The sequence below is a fragment of the Actinoplanes oblitus genome (genome assembly GCF_030252345.1).
GTDB lineage: Bacteria > Actinomycetota > Actinomycetes > Mycobacteriales > Micromonosporaceae > Actinoplanes > Actinoplanes oblitus.
Map to the genome: position 1 here is coordinate 8,851,425 of NZ_CP126980.1, position 23,761 is coordinate 8,875,185.

Annotated in this window: 22 protein-coding genes and 1 pseudogene; 6 read left to right on the top strand and 17 right to left on the bottom strand. The window is 67.9% G+C overall.

What is annotated here, in order from left to right:
• Nucleotides 1-29: 29 nt before the first annotated feature.
• Nucleotides 30-956, top strand: coding sequence for a translation initiation factor 2 (locus tag Actob_RS39275; protein WP_284917038.1), 927 nt, complete (start codon nucleotides 30-32; stop codon nucleotides 954-956).
• A gap of 216 nt (nucleotides 957-1,172) precedes the next feature.
• Here Actob_RS39275 and Actob_RS39280 read toward each other — a convergent pair.
• A pseudogene (locus tag Actob_RS39280) lies at nucleotides 1,173-2,159 on the bottom strand (TerC/Alx family metal homeostasis membrane protein); the annotation flags it as partial.
• 18 nt (nucleotides 2,160-2,177) lie between these two features.
• A complete protein-coding gene (locus Actob_RS39285; protein ID WP_284917040.1) occupies nucleotides 2,178-2,954 on the bottom strand; it encodes a pentapeptide repeat-containing protein in 777 nt (258 codons plus the stop codon).
• A gap of 250 nt (nucleotides 2,955-3,204) precedes the next feature.
• Here Actob_RS39285 and Actob_RS39290 point away from each other — a divergent pair, with 250 nt between their 5' ends.
• On the top strand, nucleotides 3,205-4,440 hold the full coding sequence (locus tag Actob_RS39290; protein ID WP_284917041.1) for a lamin tail domain-containing protein: 1,236 nt from the start codon (nucleotides 3,205-3,207) through the stop codon (nucleotides 4,438-4,440).
• Nucleotides 4,441-4,480: 40 nt separating this feature from the next.
• On the opposite strand, the gene Actob_RS39295 is transcribed toward Actob_RS39290, so the two are convergent.
• Nucleotides 4,481-5,782 carry an acyltransferase family protein gene (locus Actob_RS39295; RefSeq protein WP_284917042.1) on the bottom strand — a complete coding sequence of 434 codons (1,302 nt, stop codon included), beginning with the start codon at nucleotides 5,780-5,782 and terminating at the stop codon, nucleotides 4,481-4,483.
• A gap of 138 nt (nucleotides 5,783-5,920) precedes the next feature.
• Between Actob_RS39295 and Actob_RS39300 the strand changes: the two genes are divergently transcribed.
• The gene (locus tag Actob_RS39300; protein ID WP_284917043.1) at nucleotides 5,921-6,709 is read left to right on the top strand and encodes an alpha/beta fold hydrolase; all 789 of its coding nucleotides are present in this window, start codon (nucleotides 5,921-5,923) and stop codon (nucleotides 6,707-6,709) included.
• Here Actob_RS39300 and Actob_RS39305 read toward each other — a convergent pair whose 3' ends face one another.
• Nucleotides 6,710-8,650 (bottom strand): galactose oxidase-like domain-containing protein, encoded by a 1,941-nt coding sequence (locus Actob_RS39305; protein WP_284917044.1) that lies wholly within the window; start codon nucleotides 8,648-8,650, stop codon nucleotides 6,710-6,712. It abuts the gene before it with no gap.
• A gap of 1,369 nt (nucleotides 8,651-10,019) precedes the next feature.
• On the opposite strand from Actob_RS39305, the gene Actob_RS39310 reads away from it, so the two are divergent.
• The gene (locus tag Actob_RS39310; RefSeq protein WP_284917045.1) at nucleotides 10,020-10,805 is read left to right on the top strand and encodes a hypothetical protein; all 786 of its coding nucleotides are present in this window, start codon (nucleotides 10,020-10,022) and stop codon (nucleotides 10,803-10,805) included.
• A gap of 7 nt (nucleotides 10,806-10,812) precedes the next feature.
• Here the strand turns inward: Actob_RS39310 and Actob_RS39315 are convergent, their stop codons facing one another.
• Nucleotides 10,813-11,001: a DNA-binding protein gene (locus Actob_RS39315; protein ID WP_328518403.1), complete on the bottom strand. Its 189-nt coding sequence runs from the start codon at nucleotides 10,999-11,001 to the stop codon at nucleotides 10,813-10,815.
• Between the two features lie 146 nt (nucleotides 11,002-11,147).
• On the opposite strand from Actob_RS39315, the gene Actob_RS39320 reads away from it, so the two are divergent.
• Nucleotides 11,148-11,693: a class IV adenylate cyclase gene (locus Actob_RS39320; protein WP_284917047.1), complete on the top strand. Its 546-nt coding sequence runs from the start codon at nucleotides 11,148-11,150 to the stop codon at nucleotides 11,691-11,693.
• Here Actob_RS39320 and tmk read toward each other — a convergent pair.
• The 11 genes from tmk to Actob_RS39375 form a co-directional block, all read right to left on the bottom strand.
• Nucleotides 11,669-12,289, bottom strand: a complete 621-nt coding sequence (gene tmk / locus Actob_RS39325; protein WP_284917048.1) for a dTMP kinase — start codon at nucleotides 12,287-12,289, stop codon at nucleotides 11,669-11,671. The two genes, Actob_RS39320 and tmk, sit on opposite strands and share 25 nt — an antisense overlap.
• Nucleotides 12,286-13,773: a B12-binding domain-containing radical SAM protein gene (locus tag Actob_RS39330; RefSeq protein ID WP_284917049.1), complete on the bottom strand. Its 1,488-nt coding sequence runs from the start codon at nucleotides 13,771-13,773 to the stop codon at nucleotides 12,286-12,288. The genes tmk and Actob_RS39330 overlap by 4 nt, the downstream gene beginning before the upstream one ends.
• Nucleotides 13,757-14,593: a DNA glycosylase family protein gene (locus Actob_RS39335; protein WP_284917050.1), complete on the bottom strand. Its 837-nt coding sequence runs from the start codon at nucleotides 14,591-14,593 to the stop codon at nucleotides 13,757-13,759. Before Actob_RS39335 ends, Actob_RS39330 begins: the two co-directional genes overlap by 17 nt.
• Before the next feature lie 119 nt (nucleotides 14,594-14,712).
• The gene (locus tag Actob_RS39340; protein WP_284917051.1) at nucleotides 14,713-15,150 is read right to left on the bottom strand and encodes a hypothetical protein; all 438 of its coding nucleotides are present in this window, start codon (nucleotides 15,148-15,150) and stop codon (nucleotides 14,713-14,715) included.
• A 5-nt stretch (nucleotides 15,151-15,155) separates the two neighbouring features.
• On the bottom strand, nucleotides 15,156-16,052 hold the full coding sequence (locus Actob_RS39345; RefSeq protein ID WP_284917052.1) for an endonuclease/exonuclease/phosphatase family protein: 897 nt from the start codon (nucleotides 16,050-16,052) through the stop codon (nucleotides 15,156-15,158).
• 142 nt (nucleotides 16,053-16,194) lie between these two features.
• Nucleotides 16,195-17,046, bottom strand: coding sequence for an SAM-dependent methyltransferase (locus tag Actob_RS39350; protein ID WP_284917053.1), 852 nt, complete (start codon nucleotides 17,044-17,046; stop codon nucleotides 16,195-16,197).
• Nucleotides 17,047-17,051: 5 nt separating this feature from the next.
• Nucleotides 17,052-17,783 (bottom strand): hypothetical protein, encoded by a 732-nt coding sequence (locus Actob_RS39355; RefSeq protein ID WP_284917054.1) that lies wholly within the window; start codon nucleotides 17,781-17,783, stop codon nucleotides 17,052-17,054.
• Nucleotides 17,780-17,983, bottom strand: coding sequence for a hypothetical protein (locus Actob_RS39360; RefSeq protein ID WP_284917055.1), 204 nt, complete (start codon nucleotides 17,981-17,983; stop codon nucleotides 17,780-17,782). The genes Actob_RS39355 and Actob_RS39360 overlap by 4 nt, the downstream gene beginning before the upstream one ends.
• A 15-nt stretch (nucleotides 17,984-17,998) precedes the next feature.
• A complete protein-coding gene (locus tag Actob_RS39365) occupies nucleotides 17,999-18,703 on the bottom strand; it encodes a GOLPH3/VPS74 family protein (protein WP_284917056.1) in 705 nt (234 codons plus the stop codon).
• The gene (locus tag Actob_RS39370) at nucleotides 18,703-19,686 is read right to left on the bottom strand and encodes an acetamidase/formamidase family protein (protein WP_284922485.1); all 984 of its coding nucleotides are present in this window, start codon (nucleotides 19,684-19,686) and stop codon (nucleotides 18,703-18,705) included. The genes Actob_RS39365 and Actob_RS39370 overlap by 1 nt, the downstream gene beginning before the upstream one ends.
• Before the next feature lie 10 nt (nucleotides 19,687-19,696).
• Nucleotides 19,697-21,127 carry an APC family permease gene (locus Actob_RS39375; protein ID WP_284917057.1) on the bottom strand — a complete coding sequence of 477 codons (1,431 nt, stop codon included), beginning with the start codon at nucleotides 21,125-21,127 and terminating at the stop codon, nucleotides 19,697-19,699.
• A 628-nt stretch (nucleotides 21,128-21,755) separates the two neighbouring features.
• Between Actob_RS39375 and Actob_RS39380 the strand changes: the two genes are divergently transcribed.
• Nucleotides 21,756-22,934 carry a hypothetical protein gene (locus Actob_RS39380; RefSeq protein ID WP_284917058.1) on the top strand — a complete coding sequence of 393 codons (1,179 nt, stop codon included), beginning with the start codon at nucleotides 21,756-21,758 and terminating at the stop codon, nucleotides 22,932-22,934.
• Here Actob_RS39380 and Actob_RS39385 read toward each other — a convergent pair.
• Complete coding sequence (locus Actob_RS39385; protein ID WP_284917059.1) at nucleotides 22,915-23,574, bottom strand: HAD family hydrolase; 660 nt, start codon at nucleotides 23,572-23,574, stop codon at nucleotides 22,915-22,917. The two genes, Actob_RS39380 and Actob_RS39385, sit on opposite strands and share 20 nt — an antisense overlap.
• Between the last annotated feature and the right edge of the window lie 187 nt (nucleotides 23,575-23,761).

Below are 23,761 nucleotides of genomic sequence, written 5' to 3' on the forward strand. Positions count from 1 at the left end.
CGACCGCGGCGTGAACAGGGAAGGCAACCATGTTCCACCAGCACTTCCTGTCCGCACCGGGCACCGACCTCGGACCGCTGGACAGCGGCGAGCGGGTCTTGTGGCACGGCCGCTGCGCCGTCGCCGAGTACGCGTTCGACGAGGCCTCGTCGCTGCCGCGGTGGACCCTGCCGGAGGGCGCCGAGGTCCTGGTCACCGACCGCCGCGTTCGCTATACGTATGCTGACGAAAGCACGCTCAGTAGTGGTGAGCTGTTCTGGTTGTGGCCACAGCACCTGCGCGTGCAGCCGGGCAACCGGGACGTCGGCCGGAACGCCACCGTCACCCAGATCCAGCTGGTCTGCAACGGCCCGGAGGGCAGCTACCCGGCCCTGGTCTTCGCCGGCGGCGACCTGGCCACCGTCGGCGACGCCGACCGCCTGGCCAACGTGCTGCGCCAGGCGATCGCCCGGTTCCGGGTGGAGAACGCCACCGAGATCGGGGTGGCGCCGGCCCACGCGCGGATGCTGTCCCGGCAGGTGATCGGCCCGGAGTTCACCAACTACCAGGGCGGTGAGGGGCAGACCGTGACGCTGCTCGGCGCGGTCCCGGTGCCCGCCCCGGAGCCGGCGGAGCCGATCTACGCCGAGGCCTCCTACGACGAGCCGGCTTACGACGAGCCCGTCTACCAGGAGCCGGGCTACCCCGAGCCGGTGCACGCGGAGATGCCGACGTCGGGCCCGCGCGCCTACGCGGACCGGCCCGGCCGGGACGCCGACGCTGAGCGTGCTGAGCAGGCGCTGCGCGCCGAGCGGGACTCCCGGTACGCGGAGCCGGACCTGGCCTCGCGCGCCTCCAGCTTGGCCGCCCGGGTGGCCAGCCTGGTCTCCGGCGGCGGTGACGACCGGTCCATCGGCCAGTTCACCAACCTGTCCGCGTACCTCGCCCCGGCGGAGGAGCAGCAGTCACGCCGCTGATCGCTCCGGCCGCACGAAACAGCGGCCGGCCGCGACCCGCTCGGCGTGCACCCGGTGCGCCCGGTCCAGCAGCTCCCGCAGGTCGGTGTGCCGCTGGACCCGGTCCTGGTACCGCTCCGGCAACCCGTTGAGGTGCGTCTCGTCGTCGAGCAGCTGGTGGTAGAGCTCGTCGCAATACTCCGGGTCGGTCTCCACGTCGAGGAACTCGGTGGCCCGGCGCCGGGCACCCGCCACATAGGCCCGGGCCCGGCCTTTCGGGCTGAGCACCGACACCACGACGGTGAGCAGCAGCACCCCGACGATGATCCCCAGGGAGGCCAGGGTCGGGATCTCGGTGACCCCGATCGGCTCGCCGCCGTTGATGAACGGCACGTTGTTCTGGTGCATGGCGTGCAGCACCAGCTTGACGCCGATCAGGGCGAGGACCGCGGCCAGGCCGTAGGAGAGGTAGACCAGCCGGTCCAGCAGGCCGTCGATCAGGAAGTACAGCTGCCGGAGGCCGAGCAGCGAGAACGCGGTGGCGGTGAAGACCAGGTAGACGTTCTGGGTGAGGCCGAAGATGGCCGGGATCGAGTCCAGCGCGAACAGGATGTCGGTGCCGCCGATCGCCACCATGACCAGCAGCATCGGGGTCAGCACCCGCTTGCCGTCGCGATAGGTGACCAGCTTGTCCCCGTCGTAGGTGTCCGAGGTGCGCAGCACCCGGCGGGCCAGCCGGATCACGAGGTTGTCCGGGGCCTCGTCGCCCTCGTCGCCGTGGCCGCGCACCAGGTTGCCGGCGGTGATCAGCAGGATCGCCCCGAACAGGTAGAAGATCCAGGCGAACGAATTGATCAGCGCGGCGCCCAGGAAGATGAACGCGGTCCGGGCCACCAGCGACACCGCGATCCCGACCAGCAGCACCTTCTGCTGGTCGGCGCGAGGCACCTTGAAGCTGCCGAGCAACAGCAGGAAGACGAAGAGGTTGTCGACCGAGAGCGCCTCCTCGGTGACGTAACCGGCGAAGTACTCGGTGCCCATCGTGGACCCGCCGAACATCCAGACCCCGGCGCCGAACAGGATCGCGAACGACACGTAGATCGTGGTCCACAGTGCCGCCTCGCGCAGCCGCGGCACGTGCGCCCGCCGGACGTGGACGAAGAAGTCGAAGAGCAGCAGACCGACGATGCCCAGAACGGTCAGCAGCCACACCACACCGGACACATCCCGCATCGGTCCAGCTTAAGGGTGATCAGCGTCGGTCACTGCGGCGCGCAACTGTGATCTCGTCAGGAACAGCGCCCCGGTCAGGTCGGCACCGCGCAGGTCGGCGCCGCGCAGGTCGGCACCGGTGAAGTCGGCCCGCCGCAGGTCGGCGTCGCGCAGGTCGGCGCCGATCAGCAGCGCGCCGCGGAAACTGGCGCCGCGCAGGTCGGCACCGCGGAGTCGGCGGCCGATCAGGTGCGCGCCGCTGTGGTCCGGGCGGCGTCCGCCGGCACCGGCCCGGGCCAGCTCACTGGCCCGGCGCAACAGGGGCACCACCGATTTCCGGTACGCCTCGACGTCCAGCCCCCGCAGCGCCCCGGCGTCTCCCCCGGCCACCGCGTCGATCTCGTCCCGCGCCGCGCGCAGTTTCGGGTGCAGCCGCCGGGCCTCGTCCAGGGCCAGCGCCTCACCGAGCAGCCAGAGCAACTCGTGCAGCTGACGCATCACCGGCAGGGTGGCGAACATCGCACCGGCGATCTCCGGGGTCCGCCGCCAGTCCCGCCCGCCGAACGTCTCCTGGGTGATCCGCTGCCCGGCCCCGAAGCAGTCGAAGACCACGCAGCCGCGGAACCCGCGCGCGGGCAGCTGCTCGTGGATCTGGCAGCGGAAGTCGTCGCCCAGGTTCCGGCAGGGCTGCCCGGCCGGCTTGTCGATGGCGAAATCCGACGACTTGGCGAAAGCGGGCGCCACGCAGCACAGGCCCGCGCACTGGGCGCAATCCGCTTCCAGCCGGACCGTTTCAGGCTTCTCCATAGGACCGCAAGTGTCCCGCACCGGGCCGCCGGCGAGAAATCGGACCCCCGGCGGAAAACCGTGCGACAGGGCCGGAAGGCACCCTCTCCATCCCGTAAAAACCGCCTCTGACCTGCGAGTACTATCCAGCCGGACGACACCGCACCGGCGGGACGACCGATGATCATGAGGCCGGATCCCCGGGTGGCTCGAGCGTTCGCAGACGCCGGCGGGCCGGCCACCGCGGCTCCATGACGGAGGACCATTTTTCATGCAGGGACGAATTCTCGGGCTGAGTAGCGCCTTCGGGGTGCTCACCACGGCGACGCTGCTGGCACCCGCGCCGGCGTTCGCCGCACCGGCGCCGACCTTCGACCGGATCGCGGTGGCCAACGGCTACGACGACCGGAACCCGACAACGCTCTCCGGCACCGCCCAGGCCGGCGACACGGTGACGCTCTACGAGGAGGCGTACCTCTTCGGCGCCGGTCACAGCGTGGCCGAGCTGGCCCAGCACCCGGCGAACGACTACAGCCGGCCGGAGACCGCGCCGAACGTGTGGCCGGCCCTGACCACCAAGGCGGACAGCACCGGGCACTGGACGCTGAAGCGGGCACTGGACTCCGGGCACATCATGATGGTCGGCACCGACGACGGGTACTCCAACCGGCGGTACGCCGCGGTCCGCGTGCAGGCGGACCTCACCGCGACAGCGACCGGCGCCAACACGGTCGCCTTCACGGTGAGCACCAACCCGGGTCAGCCCGGCCTGCCGGTGGCCGTCCAGCGCTACACCAGCGGCGGCTGGACCACTGTCGCCTCGGGCACTGTCGGCGAGAACCCGATCCAGTACTCCGGCGAGGCCACCGGCCAGCCGGGCGGCACCCCCACCTACCGGGCCTGGGTCAGCCGCAACGGCACCGAGTGGGCCGACCCGGACAACTTCGTGATCGCCAACTACTCGGCGAACGTCACGGTGACAGTGCCCGGCACGGCCGGCTCCGCGCCGGCGCCGGCCGCTGCCAACCCGGTGCCGAACCCCGCCTGGAGCGACCCGGACGGCGGATCGACGCCGGCCACCCCGACGCCGAGCGAGCCGGCGCCCGCCAAGCCCACGCCGGCGCCGGCCACCCCGGCTGTCGGCTCGGTCCAGTTCACCCGGATCCAGTACAACGCCCCGGGCCGGGACAAGCGGACCAACGCCAGCATCGTCGGCGAGTACTTCCGGCTGACCAACAAGACCACCAAGACGGTCACGCTGACCGGCTGGACGGTCCGCGACCGGGCCGGCAACACCTACCAGTTCGGCACCTACGCGCTGGGCGCCGGCAAGAGCGTGGTGGTCCGCACCGGCAAGGGCGGGAACAGCACGTACACGCGGTACTGGGGCAAGACGTACCACGTGTGGAACAACTCCGGGGACAGCGCGACGCTGCGTACCGGCAGCGGCAAGACGATCGACTACTGCACGTGGCGTTCGGCCGGCAAGGGTTACACGACCTGCTGATCACTGGGCGGTGGGCGCTCCGGGCGTACCGGAAAAGCGCTCACCGCTCGCCGGAGCGGCCCGGCACCTGCCGGATCACCCGCACCCCGGTCCGCGGCCGGGTCGACGGCGCGGCGGCCCGCGCCTCCCGGGCGGGCGCCGCGCCCGGAACCGGCGCCGCCTCCCCGGCCGGCGCCGCGTCCCGGGCCGACGCGGCGCGCAAGTCGGCGAAGGCCTGCCGCAGGCCGGCCCGCATCCGCGCGGCCAGCGGCTTCTCGACCAGCCGGTAGACCAGCCAGGCCAGGCCCAGCGTCAGCAGCATCGCGCCGGGCACCAGCACCGCGGCGGGCAGCCGGGTGGCCTCGTAGGTGTGCCTGATGACCGTGTACCCGATCCGCTGGTGCAGCAGGTAGAACGGGTAGGTGAGGGCGCCGGCGGTGGTCAGCCAGGCCCAGCGGATCCGGTCGGTCCAGCCCAGCGCGATCGCCAGCAGCGCGGCGTAGGCCGCCGTGATGATCACCGGACCGGGCCAGGTCGGCACCGGGAAACCCGGGTTCACGTCGCTCACCCGGCCGATCACGTGCTGGAGGCTGATCAGCCAGGCCATCCCGACGATGCCGAACAGCAGCGGCGACCTGCCGAACCGGTGGATCAGGAACGCGGCCACCCCGGCGATGAAGTACGGCGCGTAGCCCGGGATGGCGAGCACCTCGATCGCCTTGCTGCCGAGCATCGGGCTGATCACCGCGACGGTCATCCAGGCCGCGCAGAACAGCACCACCCGCCGGTAGGTGAGCCCGAACGCGGCCAGCGCGGCGAACAGCAGGTAGAACCGCAGCTCCACGAAGAGCGTCCAGTAGACGGTGTCGACCGAGCCGATCCCCATCGGCTCCTGCAGCATGGTCAGGTTGGCCGCGATCTGGAGCAGGCCGGGCGACCCGGTGACCGGGACGCCGCCGGTGATCGGCGCGATGGTGACGACCGCCGCGGTGATCAGCAGGCAGACCCAGTAGGCCGGGTAGAGCCGGCTCACCCGCGAGGTGAAGAAGTCGCCCAGGCTGCGGTTCCAGCTGCTCATGCAGATGACGAACCCGCTGATCAGGAAGAACAGCTCGACACCGAGGAAACCGTAGATGGTGACGTGGGACACGTGCGGCAGGAAGTGCTCCGGCTGGCGGTGCCCGTCGATCCGCCACGAGACGGTCAGGTGGTAGGCCGCGACGGCGAGCGCGGCGACCAGCCGGAGCGCGTCGAGGGTGGCGAGCCGCACCGGCCGCCGGGTGCCCGACGCCGGAACCACCAGCGCCGTCTTCTGGGTTGTCGGCCCGGTTCGCACCCGTGGGGCCAGGGTCTCGTTCGTCATCGGTGCGCAGGATAGCCGTTCCGGTCAATATCAAATAACCGCATCGATTCCAAGGGCATCAATTCTTACGGTACGGGCGGCCACGTCCCGTTTAAGATCCACGCCGGATGTGCCGTCACCAACCGTGAGGAGTGACCGATGGACCCCCGGCCACTGCCCGTGCGCTACAGCCGGCGCGAGGCGCTCCGGCACAGCGCCGCCCACCCGCGCGGCCTGCCGCCCGGCGCCCGCCGTCCGGACCCCGGGGCCGCCCCGGACCCGGCCACCGTCCCGGTGATCCTGGTGCACGGCACCAACGGCCGGTCCGCCGCCGACTGGTTCACCCTCGCCCCGCTGCTCGCCAACCAGGGCCGCACCGTCTACCCCTTCGACTGGCGCCGGACCCGCCCGGACGAGACCGCCAGCGCCACCCACCGCCACGCCCTGGAGCTGGCCGCTTTCATCTCCTCGACCGGCGCCTCCCGGGTCGACGTGGTCGGCCACTCCTGGGGTGCGGTGCTCGCCCACTACCTGGTCCGCTGCCTGCCCACCGAGCCCGCGGCCCACGCCGTCCGGTCGGTGGTCGGACTGGCCCCGACCTACGGCGGCACCACTCTGCACGGGTTGTTCCGCCGCCCGCACCGGCTGCCGGCGAGACTGCGGCACTGGCTGGACGCGAAGATCCCCACCTGGCGCGAGCAGCTGCCGGGCTCGCCGGTGCTCCGCGCGATCGAGGCCGCCCCGCCGGCCCCGGCCACCCGTTTCACCACCATCGTCACCCGGTACGACCAGCTGGTGACCCCGTACACCGCCTCGCTGACCGCCCTGCCCGCGGCCACCCCCGTCGTGCTGCAGCGGCACGCCCCGCGAGCCGTGGTCGGCCACCTCGGCATCCTGCACCACCCGGTCGCCCTGACCCAGGTGGTGCGGGCGCTCACCGTGGCCTGATCACCAGGTCCACTTCTGCAACGCGTTGCCGTTGCAGGTGTTCAGCTGAAGGGCGGCGTTGTTCGCGGTGGACGCCGCGGCCAGGCACATGGTGCTCCCGCCGATCGGCCGGATGGTGCCGTCGGTGCCGAACCGCCAGGTCTGCGCCACCGTGTTGTTGCACCGGTAGGCCCAGATCTTCTGGCCGTCGACGAAATGCCGGGACGGCACGTCCAGGCAGTTGCCGAGGACCCGCAGCGAGTTGTCGTTCGGCAACCGGACCAGCGCCTGCGCCTTGGTGCCGTTGCAGTTGTAGATCTGCAGGTAGGTGCCGGACGCGGTGTTGGAGGTCGGCACGTCCACACAGCGCGCGGCGCTGGTGTTCTTGACCGGGGTCAGCACCGGGTTCGGGCCCTTCGCCACCTGCACCATCCTCGCGACCGAAGGGACACCGTTCGCGAGCACGAAGAGCATGTAGTAGCCGGGCGGCGCGACGCCGCCGTTCGGCGGGCCGGTGACGGTCAGCGTGGTGCCGGCGACCGAGAACTTCAGCGGGATGTATCGCTGCCCCTGGTCGATGCTGTGCGTCACATCGCCGAGCCCGACCAGGGCGACCTTCGTGATGCTCGACGCCTGCGCCGAGGTGATCGTGAAGTTCGTGTTGATCGCGACGCCGGTCGGCGCCGTGCCGATCACCGGGCGGGCCGCGAGGTCACCGCTGCCGTCCGTCTTGAACAGGTACGGCGGGGTGAAGTACTCGACGTTCTTCTCCAGGTAGCCGGTCGTCATGCAGATGGCGCAGATCCCGCCGCCACCGGTCATCACCCGGCCGTCGGGCAGCAGGATGGCCGTCGAGTGGTACTGCCGGATGCGGCTCGCGCCGGCCAGCTCGGTCCACTGCCCGGTCGCCGGGTTCCACAACTCGGCCGCCGTGGTGGCGTGGTTCAGGTCGACGAGGGTGGACGGTGCCGAGGTGGCCATCCCGCCGGTGGCCAGCACCGAGCCGTCGGCGAGCAGCGTCGCGTTGAGCTGACGGCGACCGGTGGGCAGCGACGCCGTGGTGGTGACCACCGGGCTCAACCCGGTGGTGCTGTTCAGCGTCACGGCGGTCTTGGTCGGGACGTTCGCGGTGCCGCCCTCGGTGACGTTGCCGCCGCCGACCACGAGCGTCTTGCCGACGTCGTAGGTGGCGAAGCTGCCGTACTCCCGGGCGACGGCGTCCCGGGTGCTGGTCGCGGTGATCACCCCGTTGCCGGCGGTGGCGATCGTGTAGCCGGTCGCGTACGGACCGAAGAGCCCGAGCTGGGCGTCCGGGCGGGAGCCCAGGAACGGGTAGATCCGCGCGCTGTACTTGGTGAAGCCGGTGAGCGAGCGGAGCGCCCCGTTGGCCTGGTAGACCTCGGCGGTCGTCGGACCACCGCCGATGATGACCTCCTCACCGTTGGCGGTCTCCGCCACCGCCGGGTACCAGCGGGCGCCGGCCATGTCGTTGCCCTGGGTCCAGGTCTCGGTCCGCCAGTCGAAGACGTGGGTGTGCACGGTGCCGTCCAGCTTGTTGCTGGCGTTCCCGCCGGCCACCAGGATGTTGCCGTTGGCCAGGTGGGCGAACCCGGCGCAGAAGATGTTGGAGCCCTGCACGTCGACCCGCTTGTAGGTGTCGTCGGCCGGGTTCCACACCATCGCCCGGGTGAAGCTGTGATCCGGGTACGACTCGGCCGCGTTGTCGCCTACCGAGTCCCAGATCAGCACCTTGCCGTTCGGCAGCATCGCCTGGAAGACCGGGACGACCGGCGTGTCCACGACGGAGCCCCAGGCGCCCGACCGGCCGGGATCCGCCACCACGTTGGCCCGGGTGCGTGCCACGCCCGGGCGCACGCCGGTCTGCTTCTGGATCCGGTTCGCGGCCGCCGCCGTCTGCTTCTCGATCTCCGACATCGGCGTCCCGACCAGGTCCTCAGCCATATGCTCGTCCCGATCGTCCCGCCCTTCGGCATGCGCGTGTCCCCCACCACGCCCCGCCGCCGCCAGCCCTTGGCCCGCCGCCGGCACCTGCTCCGCCGCCAGCCTTTGGCCCGCCGCCGAGACGTGCCCCACCGCCGGAGTGCCGGCCTTGTTCGCCGGCACGGACCCACTGGCCGCGGAGGCCGGGTCGACCGCGGAGGCGCCGAACCCGAAGAGGAGAAGCGCGGACAGTGCCCCAGAAGCGATGTAACCACTACGCGTACGCATGCCGAAGTCCTTTCGCCGAATTAGGACAGCGGCTGCCGCCTGCGGCGCATCGGCACCATTTCGCTATAAATCAAGCCGCCAGACATCCCGCCATATCGGGATTTCCCGCATGGCACCTGCCGAGCCGCGACCGCACCGGTCGCCACGCTCGGACGAGCCTGACTAGCTCCGAAAAGGCTTACCGCATCGTCGCTCCTGGACTCCCCCGCCTCCTGTGGCCAGTGCGGTCACCCTAATACTTACTAAGGCGCCCTTCAATGCCTGCCACCCTCCCGGCACCCTCAAGTCGGGTAATAGGCACAAACAAAACGCCTCTGTCGGTAACGAAAAAGTAACGCCCCAAGAATCACAACAAAAGATCCACTCCGGCCCACCCCCAAAAAAACGCAGCCCGAACTTGATCCACCACTAACGACAACGAACCCAGGAAAGTCGGCGCGACCCGCCCCCGCAGTCCTCACCGCAACCAGGAGCGGGTGTCAAGCAACCCGCCAGTTACGGCCCACCGCCACCACACGTGGGGTCCGGGAGTAACCCGCCAGTTGCGAACCACCGCCACCACACGTGGGGTTCGGGGGTAACCCGCCGGTTGCGGCCCACCGCCACCACACGTGAGGTTCGGGGGTAACCCGCCGGTTGCGGGCCTCCGCCCCCACCGGAACGTGGGGTTTCCGGGGCTCGGCCCCGGAGCAGATATGCGAAGAGGGGCCCCGGTCCGCGCATTCCGCGGACAGGGACCCCTCGCCACTCGTAGCGGGGACAGGATTTGAACCTGCGACCTCTGGGTTATGAGCTGGCCGGCACCCGTCCCACTGGTCTCATGACGGCTCATGGGTGCACCCCTGGCTCGCGTAACGGCTGAAAGTCGTCCCAACCGTGCCACCCAAGTCTCAGCAGCTTCGGTGTGTTTCTACTGCCGCCGTACTGCCCCCAAGAGAATCGCCGGGCGGCCTGCTGACGACTCTACTGCCATCCGTACTGCCATCCGTACTGCCATCAGGATCGCCCCTGACGTGCAGAAACACGCACTACCGCTTCCGCGCCCGACCTGGCGCGGATGCCAATGCCCGGCCGGGTTGTGCCTACATTCCTGGAGGGCTCCTTGAACACCAGCATCCCGCCGCAGTCTCGCAGCCACCGGTTCTTCAACTGGGTCGAGCGCGCCGCGTTGTTCGTCATCCTCGCCGCCGTCGCCTTCCTTGCCGGCAAGGTGGCGTTCGGGCGCGTCGTGGACTGGACGATGGCCAACAGCCCGGACGCCACCCCTCGCTACGCCGGCTGGACGAACGGCGTGATCAGCGAGCTACTGCCGATCGGTGTCCTGCTGTTCATCCGGCACCAGAAGCGGCACGGCAGGACCCCGGGCGCTCTCGCCTGGTCGGCACTCGTCGGCGCCGTCCTCTTCTCGCTGATCGCCCAACTCGCACAGGCGGTGCCAAGCGTCGGCGGCTGGATCGTCGCGGCCCTACCGTCCGTGGCGTTCGCGGTACTGGGCAAGCTGGTCGTCTCGATGCGGCCGGAACAGCAGCCGAACGAGTCACCAGAGGCCCGGATCAAGGCCAGCGTCGTAAGCGATCGACCGACCGAGACGCCAGCATGCAGCGGGCTGGAGGAGATCCCGGCGCCTCAGCCGGAGTTGACATCAGCGCCCGAGCTGGCGCACGAGCCAGAGCCCGCCACTTCGCCAGAGCCGCAACCGGAAGCGCAAGCTGAGCCGACGCCAAGGAATCCGCGCCAGCATCGGGTACATCCCCGCTCGCTGACAAGCCGAGCAGCCGTTGAGAAGGCAGCGAAGGAGCTGGGCTCGATGGCGAGCACGACCGCGGTTGCCGCCCGCGCCAAGGTCAGCGAGAGCACGGCCCGGCGGTACATGCCGAAGGCGGCGTAGCCGACGCCTAGTCGGACTCTGGCCGGTGGGTCTTCTGCCAGGCTGCAACATCGTCGGCGAGCCAGACGCGCCCTTGCGCGAGTTCGGCCAACGGTTTCGGGAAGCCGGGCTTTCTGGTGATTTGGTCTACGCGCTGGCGGCTGATGCCGCCGAGGCGGACGCGGATCTCGTGGGTGCCGACCAGCATTACAACCATACCCATGACTATAGGCGTTAGACATCTAGCGCCTCAACTAGATGACCCTGTGCCGTCGCCGGATCCAGCGACTCTGCCGGTCGCGTCGTGACCGCCGCTGGCGCCGGAGCCGATAGGGTCTGGCGTGGCCAACAGAAGGAGAAGCAGTGAGCGGTGAGATCGAGGTCAAGTACCGGGTGCTCGACCGCGACGGCTTGTTGAAAGCCCTTGCCGCCGAAGAGATCATCCTGTCTCCTGGCTCTTATCAGGATGATCAGGCATACGCTCCGACAGGATGGCAGCCGGGGCAACCGCGTATCGGCGTGACGTTCGTGCGGCTGCGGACGCAGGACGGCCAGTGCACGTTCACGACCAAGACGCCAGTGGACAACGTCCTCGCGTGCCAGGAGCACGAAACGGTCGTGGCGGACCGCGAGGCGATGCATCACGCCATCATGGCGATGGGCTACAGGCCGACCGTGCGCGTCGCGAAATCGCGGCGTACCGCCCGGGTCGGCGCCTACTCCCTCTGCCTGGACGAGGTGGACGGCGTAGGCACCTTCATGGAGGTCGAAGCCGTCAGCGCGCACGTCGAGGGCATGGCTGAGGTGCAGGCGGAGTTGTCGGCGTGGGTCGACAGCCTCGGCGTGGACGTTGAGCGCACTGGCGCGACGTACGACCAGCTCGTTCAGTCCGCGTCGGTGCGCGCGTAGTTCAGGGAATGCCAGACGTTGACGATGTTGTGGAGCGCTTCCGCAACGTCGTCAGCGCCCTGGTCGCCGATGTCGTAGCTGCGGGCCGGATGGTTGCCGGCGTTGAGGATGCCGACCAGATCCCGGTATCGCTCCGCTTCTCCGGGTAGACCGCCATGAAATCGGCTGTAGTTGCCTCGGTGGGCTGCTCGGGCTCGTGAGCTGCTGGGATCGCCGTCGAGAAGGATGGTGAGATCCGGCCGCTCGATCTCGGCGTTGAGTTTCCAAATCAGCTCATCAGGTACCCCGTCGAGGTGTTGCAGGACCAGCGACGAGGATAGGTAGCGGTCGCAGATCACGATGTTGCCGGAGGCGAGCGCCGGTCTGATCTCTGTCTCGATGTGGTGGTAGCGGTCAGCAGTGACCAGGCAGGCCAGGGCTACACCTCGGAACTGCTGAGTGCCGCCGCGCGCCAGGACGCCGATTGGCCCGGACGACGGCTCCCGGGTGACCACCACGCGGTGCCCGTTGTCGGCGAGCCGCCGCGCCAGCAGTTGCACGATGGTGGTCTTACCGATACCGCTCGGGCCGTCAATGACCACGAAGAAGCCGGTCATGCCGCGACCCGGCGAGCGTGCTGCTGGTGGGTCAGCTCGGCCAGGTGCCGCCGGATCTCGGGCACGGGAACGCCGCCGAACTGGATGCCGACGGAGAAGTTGAACTCGTCGCGTTCGCGCATGGCTTCGTCCGCGCCGCCGCTGGTGAGGTCGACCGCGCCATAGGCGAGCAGGTCGGCGGGCTGGTAGCGCCCGGTGGCCATGAGGCGAGCCCACTCCGGGGTGCCGGGGTAGGGCCGGAACTCGAAGACACTGGCGCGGAACCGGCCGGGCACGCGATCGGTGATGTCCCACAGTTCGTGGACCAGCCGAACGGTCTGGTTCAGTTCGTCGGCGGTCTCGCCGGGGAAGCCGAGGATGAAGTAGCCCTTGACTCCGATGCCGCGTTCAGTGAGCCGGCGTACCACCGAGCGGATCATGTCAGGGTTGATGCGCTTGTCGATGTACTCCAGCACCCGCGAACTGCCGGACTCGATACCGAGGGCAACTTCCCGTAGCCCGTTCGCGGCGAGTAGGTCAAGGGTGGCATCGCTGGCCCGGTCGAGAATGTTGATGCGGCCGGTGGCATCCCAGGCGGCCCACAGACCGACCTGATCGGCGGTGAAGGCGGTCGTCATCGTGTCGATGACGCGGCGCGCACCCAAGAACAGGTCATCGACGAACCGGAACGCCGTGACGCCATAGTCCTCGTGGAGCTTGTGCATTTCGCCGAGGATGTTGTCCGGCTGGCGGACGCGGATCGTGATGTCGGGGTTCGCGCTGACGGCGGCACCGCAGAACGAGCAGTCGTAGGGGCATCCACGGGCGCCGACCATGTTGGCCTCGATCCGGCCGTCTTCCGCCACTCGGGGGTCTTGGGTGAGGAAGCGTCGGTCGACGTACGGCAGGGCGTTGATGTCCGGGGCAAGGTGACGCTCCATGCCGGGACGACCACCTGTTACCGGGGTTCGCAGGATCGGATCGAGCCACATCACGCCCGGGAGGTCAGCACGGTCGCGGTGATCTTGCAGCAGCGTGACTACCCGGGTCTCGCCTTCTCCCAGGACCAGCGCAGCGGCGTGGCGCATGCGGGTGTCCATCAGGATTTCGGTCGGCATGGCCTTGGCCTGGTGGCCGCCGAGCATGATCTTGATGCCGGGGTCGAGTCCGTCGGCGATGCGGGCGCTGATCTCGTAGGTGGGGGCGAGCAGATTCAGCCCCACCCACCGCGGCCAGGTCTGGTTGATAGTCGCGACGACCTGGGCGACAGGGATGCCGTGCGCCTCGGCATCGAGTACACCGACGTTGTAGCCGTGCTTCGCGGCGTAGGTGGCGATGTAGGCCATGCCCAGCACAGGAAGGGTGAAGTCGTTGACCCGAGGCCGTACTGCGTAGTCCCGCAAAGGCGCGTTGACGAACAGCAGATCGATCTCGCGCGTCGGGTCGTGGCCGGTGATGCAGCGCGCCAGAGCAGGGATTGCGGTCGGGTCAGGGTGAACGGACATGGGTGCCTCCCCAGGCGAGAACGAGTTGCGTGAGTGCAGACAGGTCCTTTCCAGCGGTCTCGCGCCAGCGCATGGCGAAGCTGGGTTCGTCTTCCGGCCACTCCGTGGCCGGCGCAGCGCGACGGGCCCAGGTCCGGACCGCGAGATCGGCGTACGGGTAGACGGAGAAGTCACCAGACCAATCGGCGACGGCCGCACCAGCGGTCCACGGGCCGATGCGCGGTACCGCCTGGAGCGCGGTGACTAGGGCTGGTGGGTCGAGTTGCTCCCAGGTCTGCCGGTGCGTGAGATATGCGGTAGCTGCGGCTGCGAGCGCCGGCTGCTTGAAGGTCATGCGCAGCTCGGCGAAGTCGGCCGGCGAGAGATCCAATACCCGCTCGGGTGACGGGAACAGGCGATGGACCGCGGCCGGGGCGACGGTTGTGCCGTGGGCTAGGCAGAACCTGGCGTACATCTGCCGCGCCTGAGCCGCGCGGATGACCTGGCGGATGATTGCCGTGCCGATCGCGTCCCACAAGTCGCTGTTGCGGACCCGGCACACGGGGCCTAGCGCCTGCACGGCGGTCGCAATCTCCGACGTACCCTCGCCGCTCAGAACGACGTGATCGATCACCGGGCCGGCACCGGGGCCGCCCTGATCCGCATCGACCATGGGCCGCCTACCGGCAACGTCATGGCTCTGAAGCCGTATAGCTTCCACGCCGTCGGGTTGGTCTGCCGTCCAGGTCAGCAGCCAGGGCGCTGCACGGCAACGCATGACCCGCTCCGCGCCGTTGCTCGTAGTGATCCACGCCGGATGATCTTGCATGATGGTCGCCATGACGGTCTCCTCGTTGTGAGCCTGCGGGGGCGTCGCCGCCGAAGCAGTCTGCCTCCTTGCTGCATCAGGCACCGTGAGGAGCGGAGTCCGCGAGTGTCGTGGCCCGACGGGGGCGGCGATCATGGCTTGTCCGTCGGAGGACCGGGATTGCGACTCGGCCCGGCAATGATCGCGGCCCGGGTGCGGCGTCGCGGGCGTTGGGACACGGGCCCACGTGTCCGCCTTGCCGGCTGCTCTGCGGTCAGCCGTTCCGGCGTGGCCGCAAGGTGCAGGGCGATGAGCAGCTTGGCCCAGTTGCCCGTTTCCCACATCGCCGACGCGGCGAGGGAAAATCGCACCTGGTAGCCGTCTTGCGGGTCGTCGTAAGCATCAGCGAGATGGTCGACCAACCTGTCGCTCAGCGGCTCAATACCGCAGGCACGACACGCCTTGGCAAGCAGTTGGAGGAACCTGTCGCCACGGCCTGTATGCCACGCCTCGCTGGCATGGCGGGTGACCACCTGCATATATGCCAGGCCCAACAGTTCCTCATCAAGCTGCGGCGGCGGCTCGCTCATCGGCTTCACGTGGCTTTCCGATCGCGGCCGAAGCGCAGAGCGAAGGAGATCCGCCGGTGATCGGAGGGCCACCGGGAACTGCCTCCGGTCGGGATGTGGACTTGGAATGAGCCCGCCACGACGTCCGCGGCCTGCCGCATAGCGTCGTTGATCAGGACGTGGTCGACGTGCAGGTTCCGCACGTTGCTGGTTGCCGGGAACGGGCGCACGGCTTGCGGGTCCAGTTCAGCCACGGTGTGAAACCCGGAGCCCAAGATCCGGCCGCCGGCCACGGCATCGTAGGGGCCGATCAGCCGGTCGAGGGCGCTGCTCTGGCGTACCCAATCGCCATGCTCGTTGCGGTAGGCGACGTAGTCCCGTACCGAGAGGGGGACCGTGCCCCAGTCGAGATCCGGGAAGTCGGGGCCACTCGCGCTTTCGTTCAGGTCTCCCATGATCAGTGTCGGGATTTCGCTGCCGCCGTATTGCGCGAGGCGCTGGGCGCGGGCAAACCGTTCGCTGCTGTCGGAGTATGACCAGTGCTCCGTGCGCAGCTCGAATTGGAGCATGTCGTCGGCGCACAGCGCGAACCTGGCGCGGTTGCGCCGGTCGGGGTATCGGAGATCTTCGCCTTGGAGCAGGCAGAGAACGGTCGGGTCATAGATGATCGCCGTGGCCAGCGGCCCGGCATGCAGTTCGCCGACGTACGGTCGGCCACACAAGACGCGGAGTTCGCGCATAGCCGTCAGGAAGGGCTTTTCTCCGTCCCGGTGCCAGTCCTTGGCCTCGCAGAGCGCGATGACGTCGGGCGAAGGATCGTCCAGGAACGCGCGGGTCAGCCCGTCGAAATGGTGGACTCCGTCCGCGCAGAGTCCACCTGCCTCGAAGTTCAGCAGCGATCCCGTCAGTTCGACGACCGTCACGATGCTCGCGACCTTTCGCTTCGGAGGTGTTTGGAGTGACCGGCGGGCAAGGGCCCCGGAATCGGAGGGTGTGGAGGCATTGCCCGCCGGTCGTCCCGTCCGACACGGCGTCCGTACCGTGACGGCGTCTTAAGGGAGCCGGTCAGACTGGCGGGGACCTCTCCGCCGCGGGCAAGAGGGCGACCTTCTTGGCTACGGCCCCGTACACGTAGGCCCGTTTGGCAGGGCGTTCGTGTGGCTCGGCAAGGTCCACACGCCAATCGGAGACCAGGCGGACGCCCGGCGCCGCGATTTCAAGCCCACTGAAGAAGTTGGTGAACTGGCGGCGTGATCGTGGCCGGATCTGCCCGTCCGGCGGCAGTTTCTTCATGAGCCGCTTGATCTGCCACCGCCTCCACAAGCCGACACCATCAAGCGTGAAGTTCGAGATCGCGACATAGCTGCCCGGCGGCAGTGATTCAAGTGTTCGGGCGACCAGTGCGTACGCCTGCTCATCGTTGTCCACGAAATGCAGGACGGCGCAGAATAAGACCGCGACGGGCCTGGTGAAGTCCAGCGTGTCCTTTGCCTCGGCGAGCATCCTGGCCGTGTCGTGCATGTCAACCTCGGCGTAGCCGGTGGCGCCCTCCGGCGTGCTAGTCAGCAGAGCCCGCGCATGCACCATTACCAGCGGGTCGTTGTCCACATAGACGACCCGGGCGGCAGGGTCGATGCCCTGCGCGACTTGGTGCACATTGGGCTCTACCGGCAGGGATACGCCGACGTCGAGGAACTGCGTCACTCCGTGCTCGGCGACGAGGCATCGCACAACTCGATGCATCCACTTACGGTTTGCCCGTGCATCCACCACAACCTGCGGATATGCCTTGGCGATTCGGTCGCCGGAGGCCCGGTCCGCGGCGTAGTTGTCCTTGCCGCCCAGCCAGTAGTTATACCGCCGGGCCACATGCGCGACCGTCGAGTCGATCTTGGGCTTGTCGTCGAAGGCTGCCATCCGAATCACCCCGCCGTGGATGAGCAGTCATGCACGCCGGGCCAGCGCAGGAAACGATCAGGCAAGAAGGGTGCGGTGAGGGCGGGCTGGACCAGTCCTCCTGCGGTGATGACCGGCAGCTTGGGCGGTGGCCAGTGTGGCTGCCCTCGGCGGGCGCAGCAGGCCGTGACGGTGTCGCACGCCAGCGAAATCGCGGTCACGATTACGCCGTCGGTGCAGGTGTGGCCGATTTGGTCGAGCAGATGCCGGGCCTCGCGGCAACTGTGTTGCTGAAAGACTGCGACCGCATGCAGCCCGGCGGCCACGATCAGCCGGTGTTGGTCGCCGAACTTGCTCGCCAGGCCGGCGAGGTCCATACAACTGCGGACGGCGTCCGGGGCGCCGGCCACCACGGCGGCGTCAGCCAGCACGGTTACGGCGGGAAGCAATCGGCCCGGGTCGACTGGCTCCTCCCGCATAGCGTGATCCACCGCAGCCGACGCGAGGGTCATGGCTTCGCGGAGACTGTCGAGGCGCAGCGCCGCCTCCGCGCGCAGCGTGTACCGCACTACCGCGTCCGGCGCGTGACGCTCGTTCAGGAGCCGGTGGGCGGTTCGCGGGAAGGCAAGCACCATGCCGCGCAACCGCTCCAGCTCGGTGTTCCCGAACAACTCCGTCACCGTGCCACTGGGCGGCGCGGCGGTCGCCTCGATGCACGGCTCGGCGAGCATCGGCCCCGACGCGCGGTGCCGGCTCATCGCAGGCCACCCCCGTTCGGCTCCCTCGGGGCCGCGCCTTCCGGCTGTGTGCCGGCCGGCAGCTCGGATGAGGTCTTGCTGTGCAGGATGCCGAGATTGGCTACCACGCCGTCCAGCTTGGACCGCGAGACCTGGACGGCTGCGTGCCGGAAGCGTGCGCCGAACCAGCCGGTGCCGGTGCGTAGAGTGCGATTCGTCATGGTCGACTCCCCGAGTTAGAACGCGGCGGTGGCGAGGTCGCCGACGGCGTAGCGGACGACCTGAACGAGGTGGGGAAGGATGGTCAGCGGCGCGTCTTTGCCTGCACGAGCGGGAATCCTGCCGGTGATGTCGAGGAGAATTGGCTCGGCCTCTTCGGTACTGAAGGGAAAGACCATGGTGCTGTGCAGGTTCAGCGACAACACCAGGGCGCACAGACAGTCCATAGCCGGGTCACATTTCCCCCGCGGGTGCCTCACCAACTGGCTGCGCAGGTCCGCGCGGATCGAGGTGACAAGGTGCGAATCGGCGAGCTGGTAGCGGGTGCTGCGCAGCCGGCGGTGTTGTTCGAGCAGGTGCCCGCCTGCGACCAGCCCGGCGAGGGTGCGTTCGTGGAGCCGCTGGTACGGGTTGTTCCCGTCGTCGACTAGATCGACGCGGGCGCCCCGCACCACTTCCGCGATGCGTGGAGCGGGTTCCTCGGTGATCGCAGCGAGGATGTCGGTGGCGATCGGATCTGCGGCCGGGCCAGTGCGCTCACGGTTCGTGTGGATCAGCCCGTGCTTGACGTAGATGCGGTCCTGCAACAGCAGGTCGGTGAGGGTCGCGGCGGCCAGGCCGATCCCGAGCGCGCGGACGTCGATAAGGGGACGCAGGTCGTTTTGCTCGTCGTGGGCGAGCAACCACACCTTTTCTCGCAGGCTGGAGATACGCCGGACCATCAGCCGGCCCTCCCGATCTCGCGGAGCGCCCGGTGGACGCCGTAGTACGGCTGTGCCCCGATGATGTGATGCTTGGCGATGGACGCGACGATGGTGTACTCGGCGTCCACGACGTTGCCGATACGTGCATGGTTGACTTGCGACACGAACTGGTACGCGTCGAGCGGGTCGATCCCGTTGAAGGCGGCCAGGTCGTTCACCAGGCGAAGGTTGGCGCCCCGGTAGGCGTCTTCCAACGGCCGAGCGATCCCAAACGCCCCCACCCGATCGTCGGTTTCGAACCGCGGCCACCCGGCGACCCCGGACAGCACCTCCACGACCAGTGTCACGTCCATCGGGACCTCGACCCCGACGCCACACAACTCGCCCTCGCCCTGCAAAGCGTGCCCGTCCCCGACGGCAAGCAGTGCACCGTCGACATTGACTGGCAGATACACCGTCGTTCCCGCACACACCAGCGGAGAGTCGAGGTTCCCGCCATGCGCGCCCGGCACAATCGACATCCGCACTTCGCCACCAGCCGGGGCAACCCCGATGGTGCCGAGCATCGGCGCCAACTCCAGGTCTCGCGCGAACCCGTTCTCCGACCGACGCGAGACAAACCGCACGGTCCGCTGCTCCAGGTCGATCGGATACTCCCAGACCACCTCGTCCAAGGCCGGATGCAGCATCGCGGTCGCTTCCGTGGCCGTCAGGGCGCCGAAGTGCGGGAAGGTCGCGGAGAAGCCGACCTCTGCCGCAGGGGTGAGATCCACCAGATGCACCGCGAGAGCATCCCCGGCACGCGCTCCACGCACATACAAAGGGCCCGTGACCGGGTTCAGCTCGGGCCAGCGGCACACCTTGCTGGGCAGGTCGTCCACCGACTGGACCCTGCTGTTGAAACAGTCCCTGGTGCGGATCCGCACCAGTTCGCCCGGTTCGATCTCCGCGATCGGCTTCCGCCCGCCGAACGTGTATCCAACGTTGCCCGGGACGTCCATGAAGGTGGAGTCAGCCACGGTGACCCACCACCACAGCGTCGTCGACCGACGGTGTGACGGCCAAACTCGGCATCGACGGTGAGCGGCCCCTCGCCCACTTCACCAGCAAGATGACCCCACCGATCCCGAGCCAGAACAGACCGAACCGAGCGGCGAGGACGTTCTGATTGATCATGACGTACACCAGGCTGGCGATCCCGACGACCGGCAGCACCCAACAGCGAAACCACCCAGCGATCCGGCGCTCCCCTGCCCGGAAGTTACGCACCAGCACGGACAGGTGCACCACCACGAAACTGGTCAGCGCACCGAAATTCACCAGCGACAGCAGTTCCGTGATGCCGTTCTTGCGCAGCGACATCCCCACACAGATAGACAGCGACAGCCCGGCGGTGACCAGGATCGCGCGGGTCGGCACCAATCGCGTCACCGAAATCTTCCCCAACCACTTCGGCAACGCCCCATCCCGCGCCATCACATGCAACAACCTGCTGAGCGCGACCTGGGCCACCATGTTGTTCGCGACACCCCATGCCAACGCCGTCGCCAGCGCCGTCAGCGTCGCCAGCCACGGCCCTACCGCAGCGCGGACGGTGTCGTAGAACGCCGTCCCGGCCGGATCACCGTTCGCAATCAGCGCGGCAGGGTCCTTGACCAGCAACGACGCCAAGTACATCTGCGCGGTGAACGCGATCCCGACAATGCACAACGACACGATCTGCGCCCGGCCGACCTGCCGGCCACCGCCCTTGGCGTCCTCGGCCATCGCGGCGAGCGTGTCATAGCCCAGATACGACAGGCACGCCACGGAGACCCCCGTGCCCAGCACCGCCAGAGTGAAGTGACTGTTGTAGAACGGATCGAGCGAGAATCCACGGCCGGCGCCCGACGCCAGCGCCGCGACCGCGGCCACGACGAAGATGCCCAGCACCACAGCCTGGAGCGCGAGGAACACCCAGCCCGCGATCCTGGTCGTCTTGAGCCCCCGCAAATTGATCCCGGTGTTGATCAACACGAACACCACGATCCATCCCCATGGCGGCAACCACGGCGCGAACGCTGCCATGTTCGTTGCAGCCACCAGCGACAACAGCGGAGGTACGAGGATGTAATCGAGTTGCAGCATCCAACCGGCCAGCCACCCCACCCAGGCGGAGATCGCCCGACCCGCATACGTGAAGACCGACCCCGCCGCCTGATACGCCTGCGCCAGGATCCCGAACGACGACGCAGTCATCATCATCACGACCACCCCGACCAGATACGACAACGCCGCCATCCCACCGGCCGACTGGAAGGCGTTGCCGAAAATCCCCATCGGCGCAATCAACACCATGAACACCACGGCGTGACGAACCATGTCGCCGAGGCTGTACGTACGTGTCAGCCGGCGTTCGACCTGTTGTTCGCCGCTACGGCTATCGAGGGCTTGCGCAGTCACGGACTGGCCTTTCTCATCGAGGGGAGGTCAACTACGAGGGATGGCGTGGGGGTGGGCTGGGCGTGCCGACTGCCGTGGTGGGACCGGCGGCACGCCCAGCCCAGAACCTGGCCGCGGTGTGCCAAGGCCATCGAAGGGCCCGCGACCAGGTCGTTGATGCCTCGCCCGCCGCACCGCATGGGGGCAGGTACGACAGGCGAGGAGTTCATCGGCGGCCAGCGTTACGGAGAGAGCGCCATCGGATCGGCGGTAGCAGCCGCGTGTAGGGCGCACACACAGTGATGGCAGTGAGGACCAGTGCCTCCATGATGGCTTCCTCCCGCGTCTGTCAGGGATGCGCTGTCAACACCGCGTAGCGCATCCGATGCGTTACCGTCCGATGTCCATGACAATGTCGCAGTCGCGCGGCAAGTAAAAGGCCCTTAACCGGACGCTAAGAGGACTTCTGGGTGATCGCAGCGTGCCGCGGCGGCCGGTGAGTCCTCGGTGAGGCCGTCGGTCTACCATCGGACCAACGAGTAGTCTTCCGGAGGAACACATGTCCCCTCGATCTACCGGCAACGCTCGGCTGAAGGCCGCACGGCAGCACGCTGGCTACGCGTCCCAGCAGGCGTTCGCGAGCGCGTTGATGGACGCTGCGCCGCGGATCGGACTCGGCCATATTGAGGTAAGCCTGCGCCAGATCCGCCGCTGGGAGTCGCCGACACCGCCTTGGCCGCGTGCCGATCACCAGCGCTTGCTCACCCATCTCCTTAGGCAGCCGATCGAGCAGCTCGGCTTCACTCCGCCGTGGGATCCCGTCGACAGGACTTCCGTCGATCCCGAGTCCAGCTCCGCGCCGAGGCAGTTCCCGGCGGGCCTACCGCTACCTCAAGCCGAGGTCTCGGTCCAGCCGTCAACGATCGGTGCTGACTACAACGCGATCACTGTTGCCCATCGCCGCATGTACTGGAGCGTCCAGCCGACCCACCTTCACCCGACGGTCGTTGAGCACACACGACTCGGCCTTCACTTGCTCTCAGAAACAAGTGGTGTTGCCCGCCGTTTACTGGCGACGGCCTTGGCTGAGTCGCTGTTGCTCGCGGGACGCATCGAATTCTTCGATATCCGCCTAGTTAACGAGGCAGATGCCACCTTCGTCCGCGCGCTTCAGGCCGCGGGGGAAGCTGACGACGCTCTCCTCGGAGCTGCAATTCTTGCTCACGCAGCATTCATTCCCGGATGGGCGCAACGCTACAACGAAGCTGCCGACCGACTGCGTGCCGCACGCACATATGCCCGCCGCGCTCCTGCGTCTGCCGAATTTCTAGCATGGATCGACGCTGTTGATGCAGAGTGTCAAACTCTCTGCGGACGCCCAGCAGATGCGCTCCATATCATTTCCCGCGCCGAGGAAATCATCAAGAAACCCAACGATCATAGGTCACCTGAATGGTTCACATGGTTTTCTCCAGCAAGGCTGGCTGCATTTAAGGGGAACACCCAACTCAAGACCGGTCGGTACGCGCAGGCGCGCGATTCCCTGATGGCCGCCTTGTCTGGCGTCCCCGCCGACGAGGGCAAACAGCGCACCGTCATCTTGGGTGATCTTGCGGCTGTTGAAGTGGCTCAAGAAAAGCCGCAGGAAGCCTGCATGCGCATCGAAGAAGCCCTCGACCAGCTCGCGATCACTTGGTATGCCACGGGCATGGAGCGCATCCGTGAGGTTCGTCACGAGTTACAACCGTGGGCGGATACCGAGCATGTCAGGCGGGTCGATGATCGCCTATATAGCTGGCAGACAACGCTCAGCGTGTTGCAGCGTTAAAGGCAGCGATTTTCTCGGGCAGCTCGACCAAAGAATCTACCCTAATTGTAGCTAACTGGCTCGCTGCCGGGTCATGCTGTTGTATGGTCGCCCATGGACCTCGGCGAATCAACCCGGTCTTAAATCCCGCAGCCGCCGCTGGCCGGATATCGTTATCCAACCTGTCTCCTACGTACAATATCTCCGCTGGCTCACATGGTGCCTCCTCTGCTACGGCCTTGAAGAATTTTGGGTCGGGCTTGGATACGCCCCAGTCGTCGGATGTTGCGAGCATGTCACAAGGCAGCTCCAGGGAACGTAGAATCCCGCCTGCTCGAACGGTCTGGTTCCCTGCGATCCCGATCCAGAATCCAGACTCGCGAAGGCTGCTGAGCGCCGGTCGCACGTCTGCGTACAGATCGTTCTCGCCGAACGACTCCGGTTGGCCCGCTGCCGCTCGCTTCTCTCGCTCGTCCGCAAGATTAAAACCGGGGCGAAGCACTTGAAACGTCTCCAGATAGTCCCGCCCCTGCGCGATCACAGCGCCGAACACGGCCGAAAACGTGTGCCGTGGCACCCCGAGCCAGTCGGCCCACGTGCCATATTCCCGCGTCTCGTTCACTAGGCACTCGCCGACGTCAAAGACCACTGCACGGATCATGATGCCGAGCCTAACGCAGGCATTCCGCGACATCGATCACGCCCACCCTCCTCGCGGCCCCAGCCTTGGGTGTCGCGAGCACAGCCGCGGGCAGTCCTCCACTCCCGCGAGAGCGCCTGACTCAGTCCGCGCTGACGCAAAAGAAAATGACGCCCCGCTCCATCGCGTGATGGAGCGGGGCGGTATT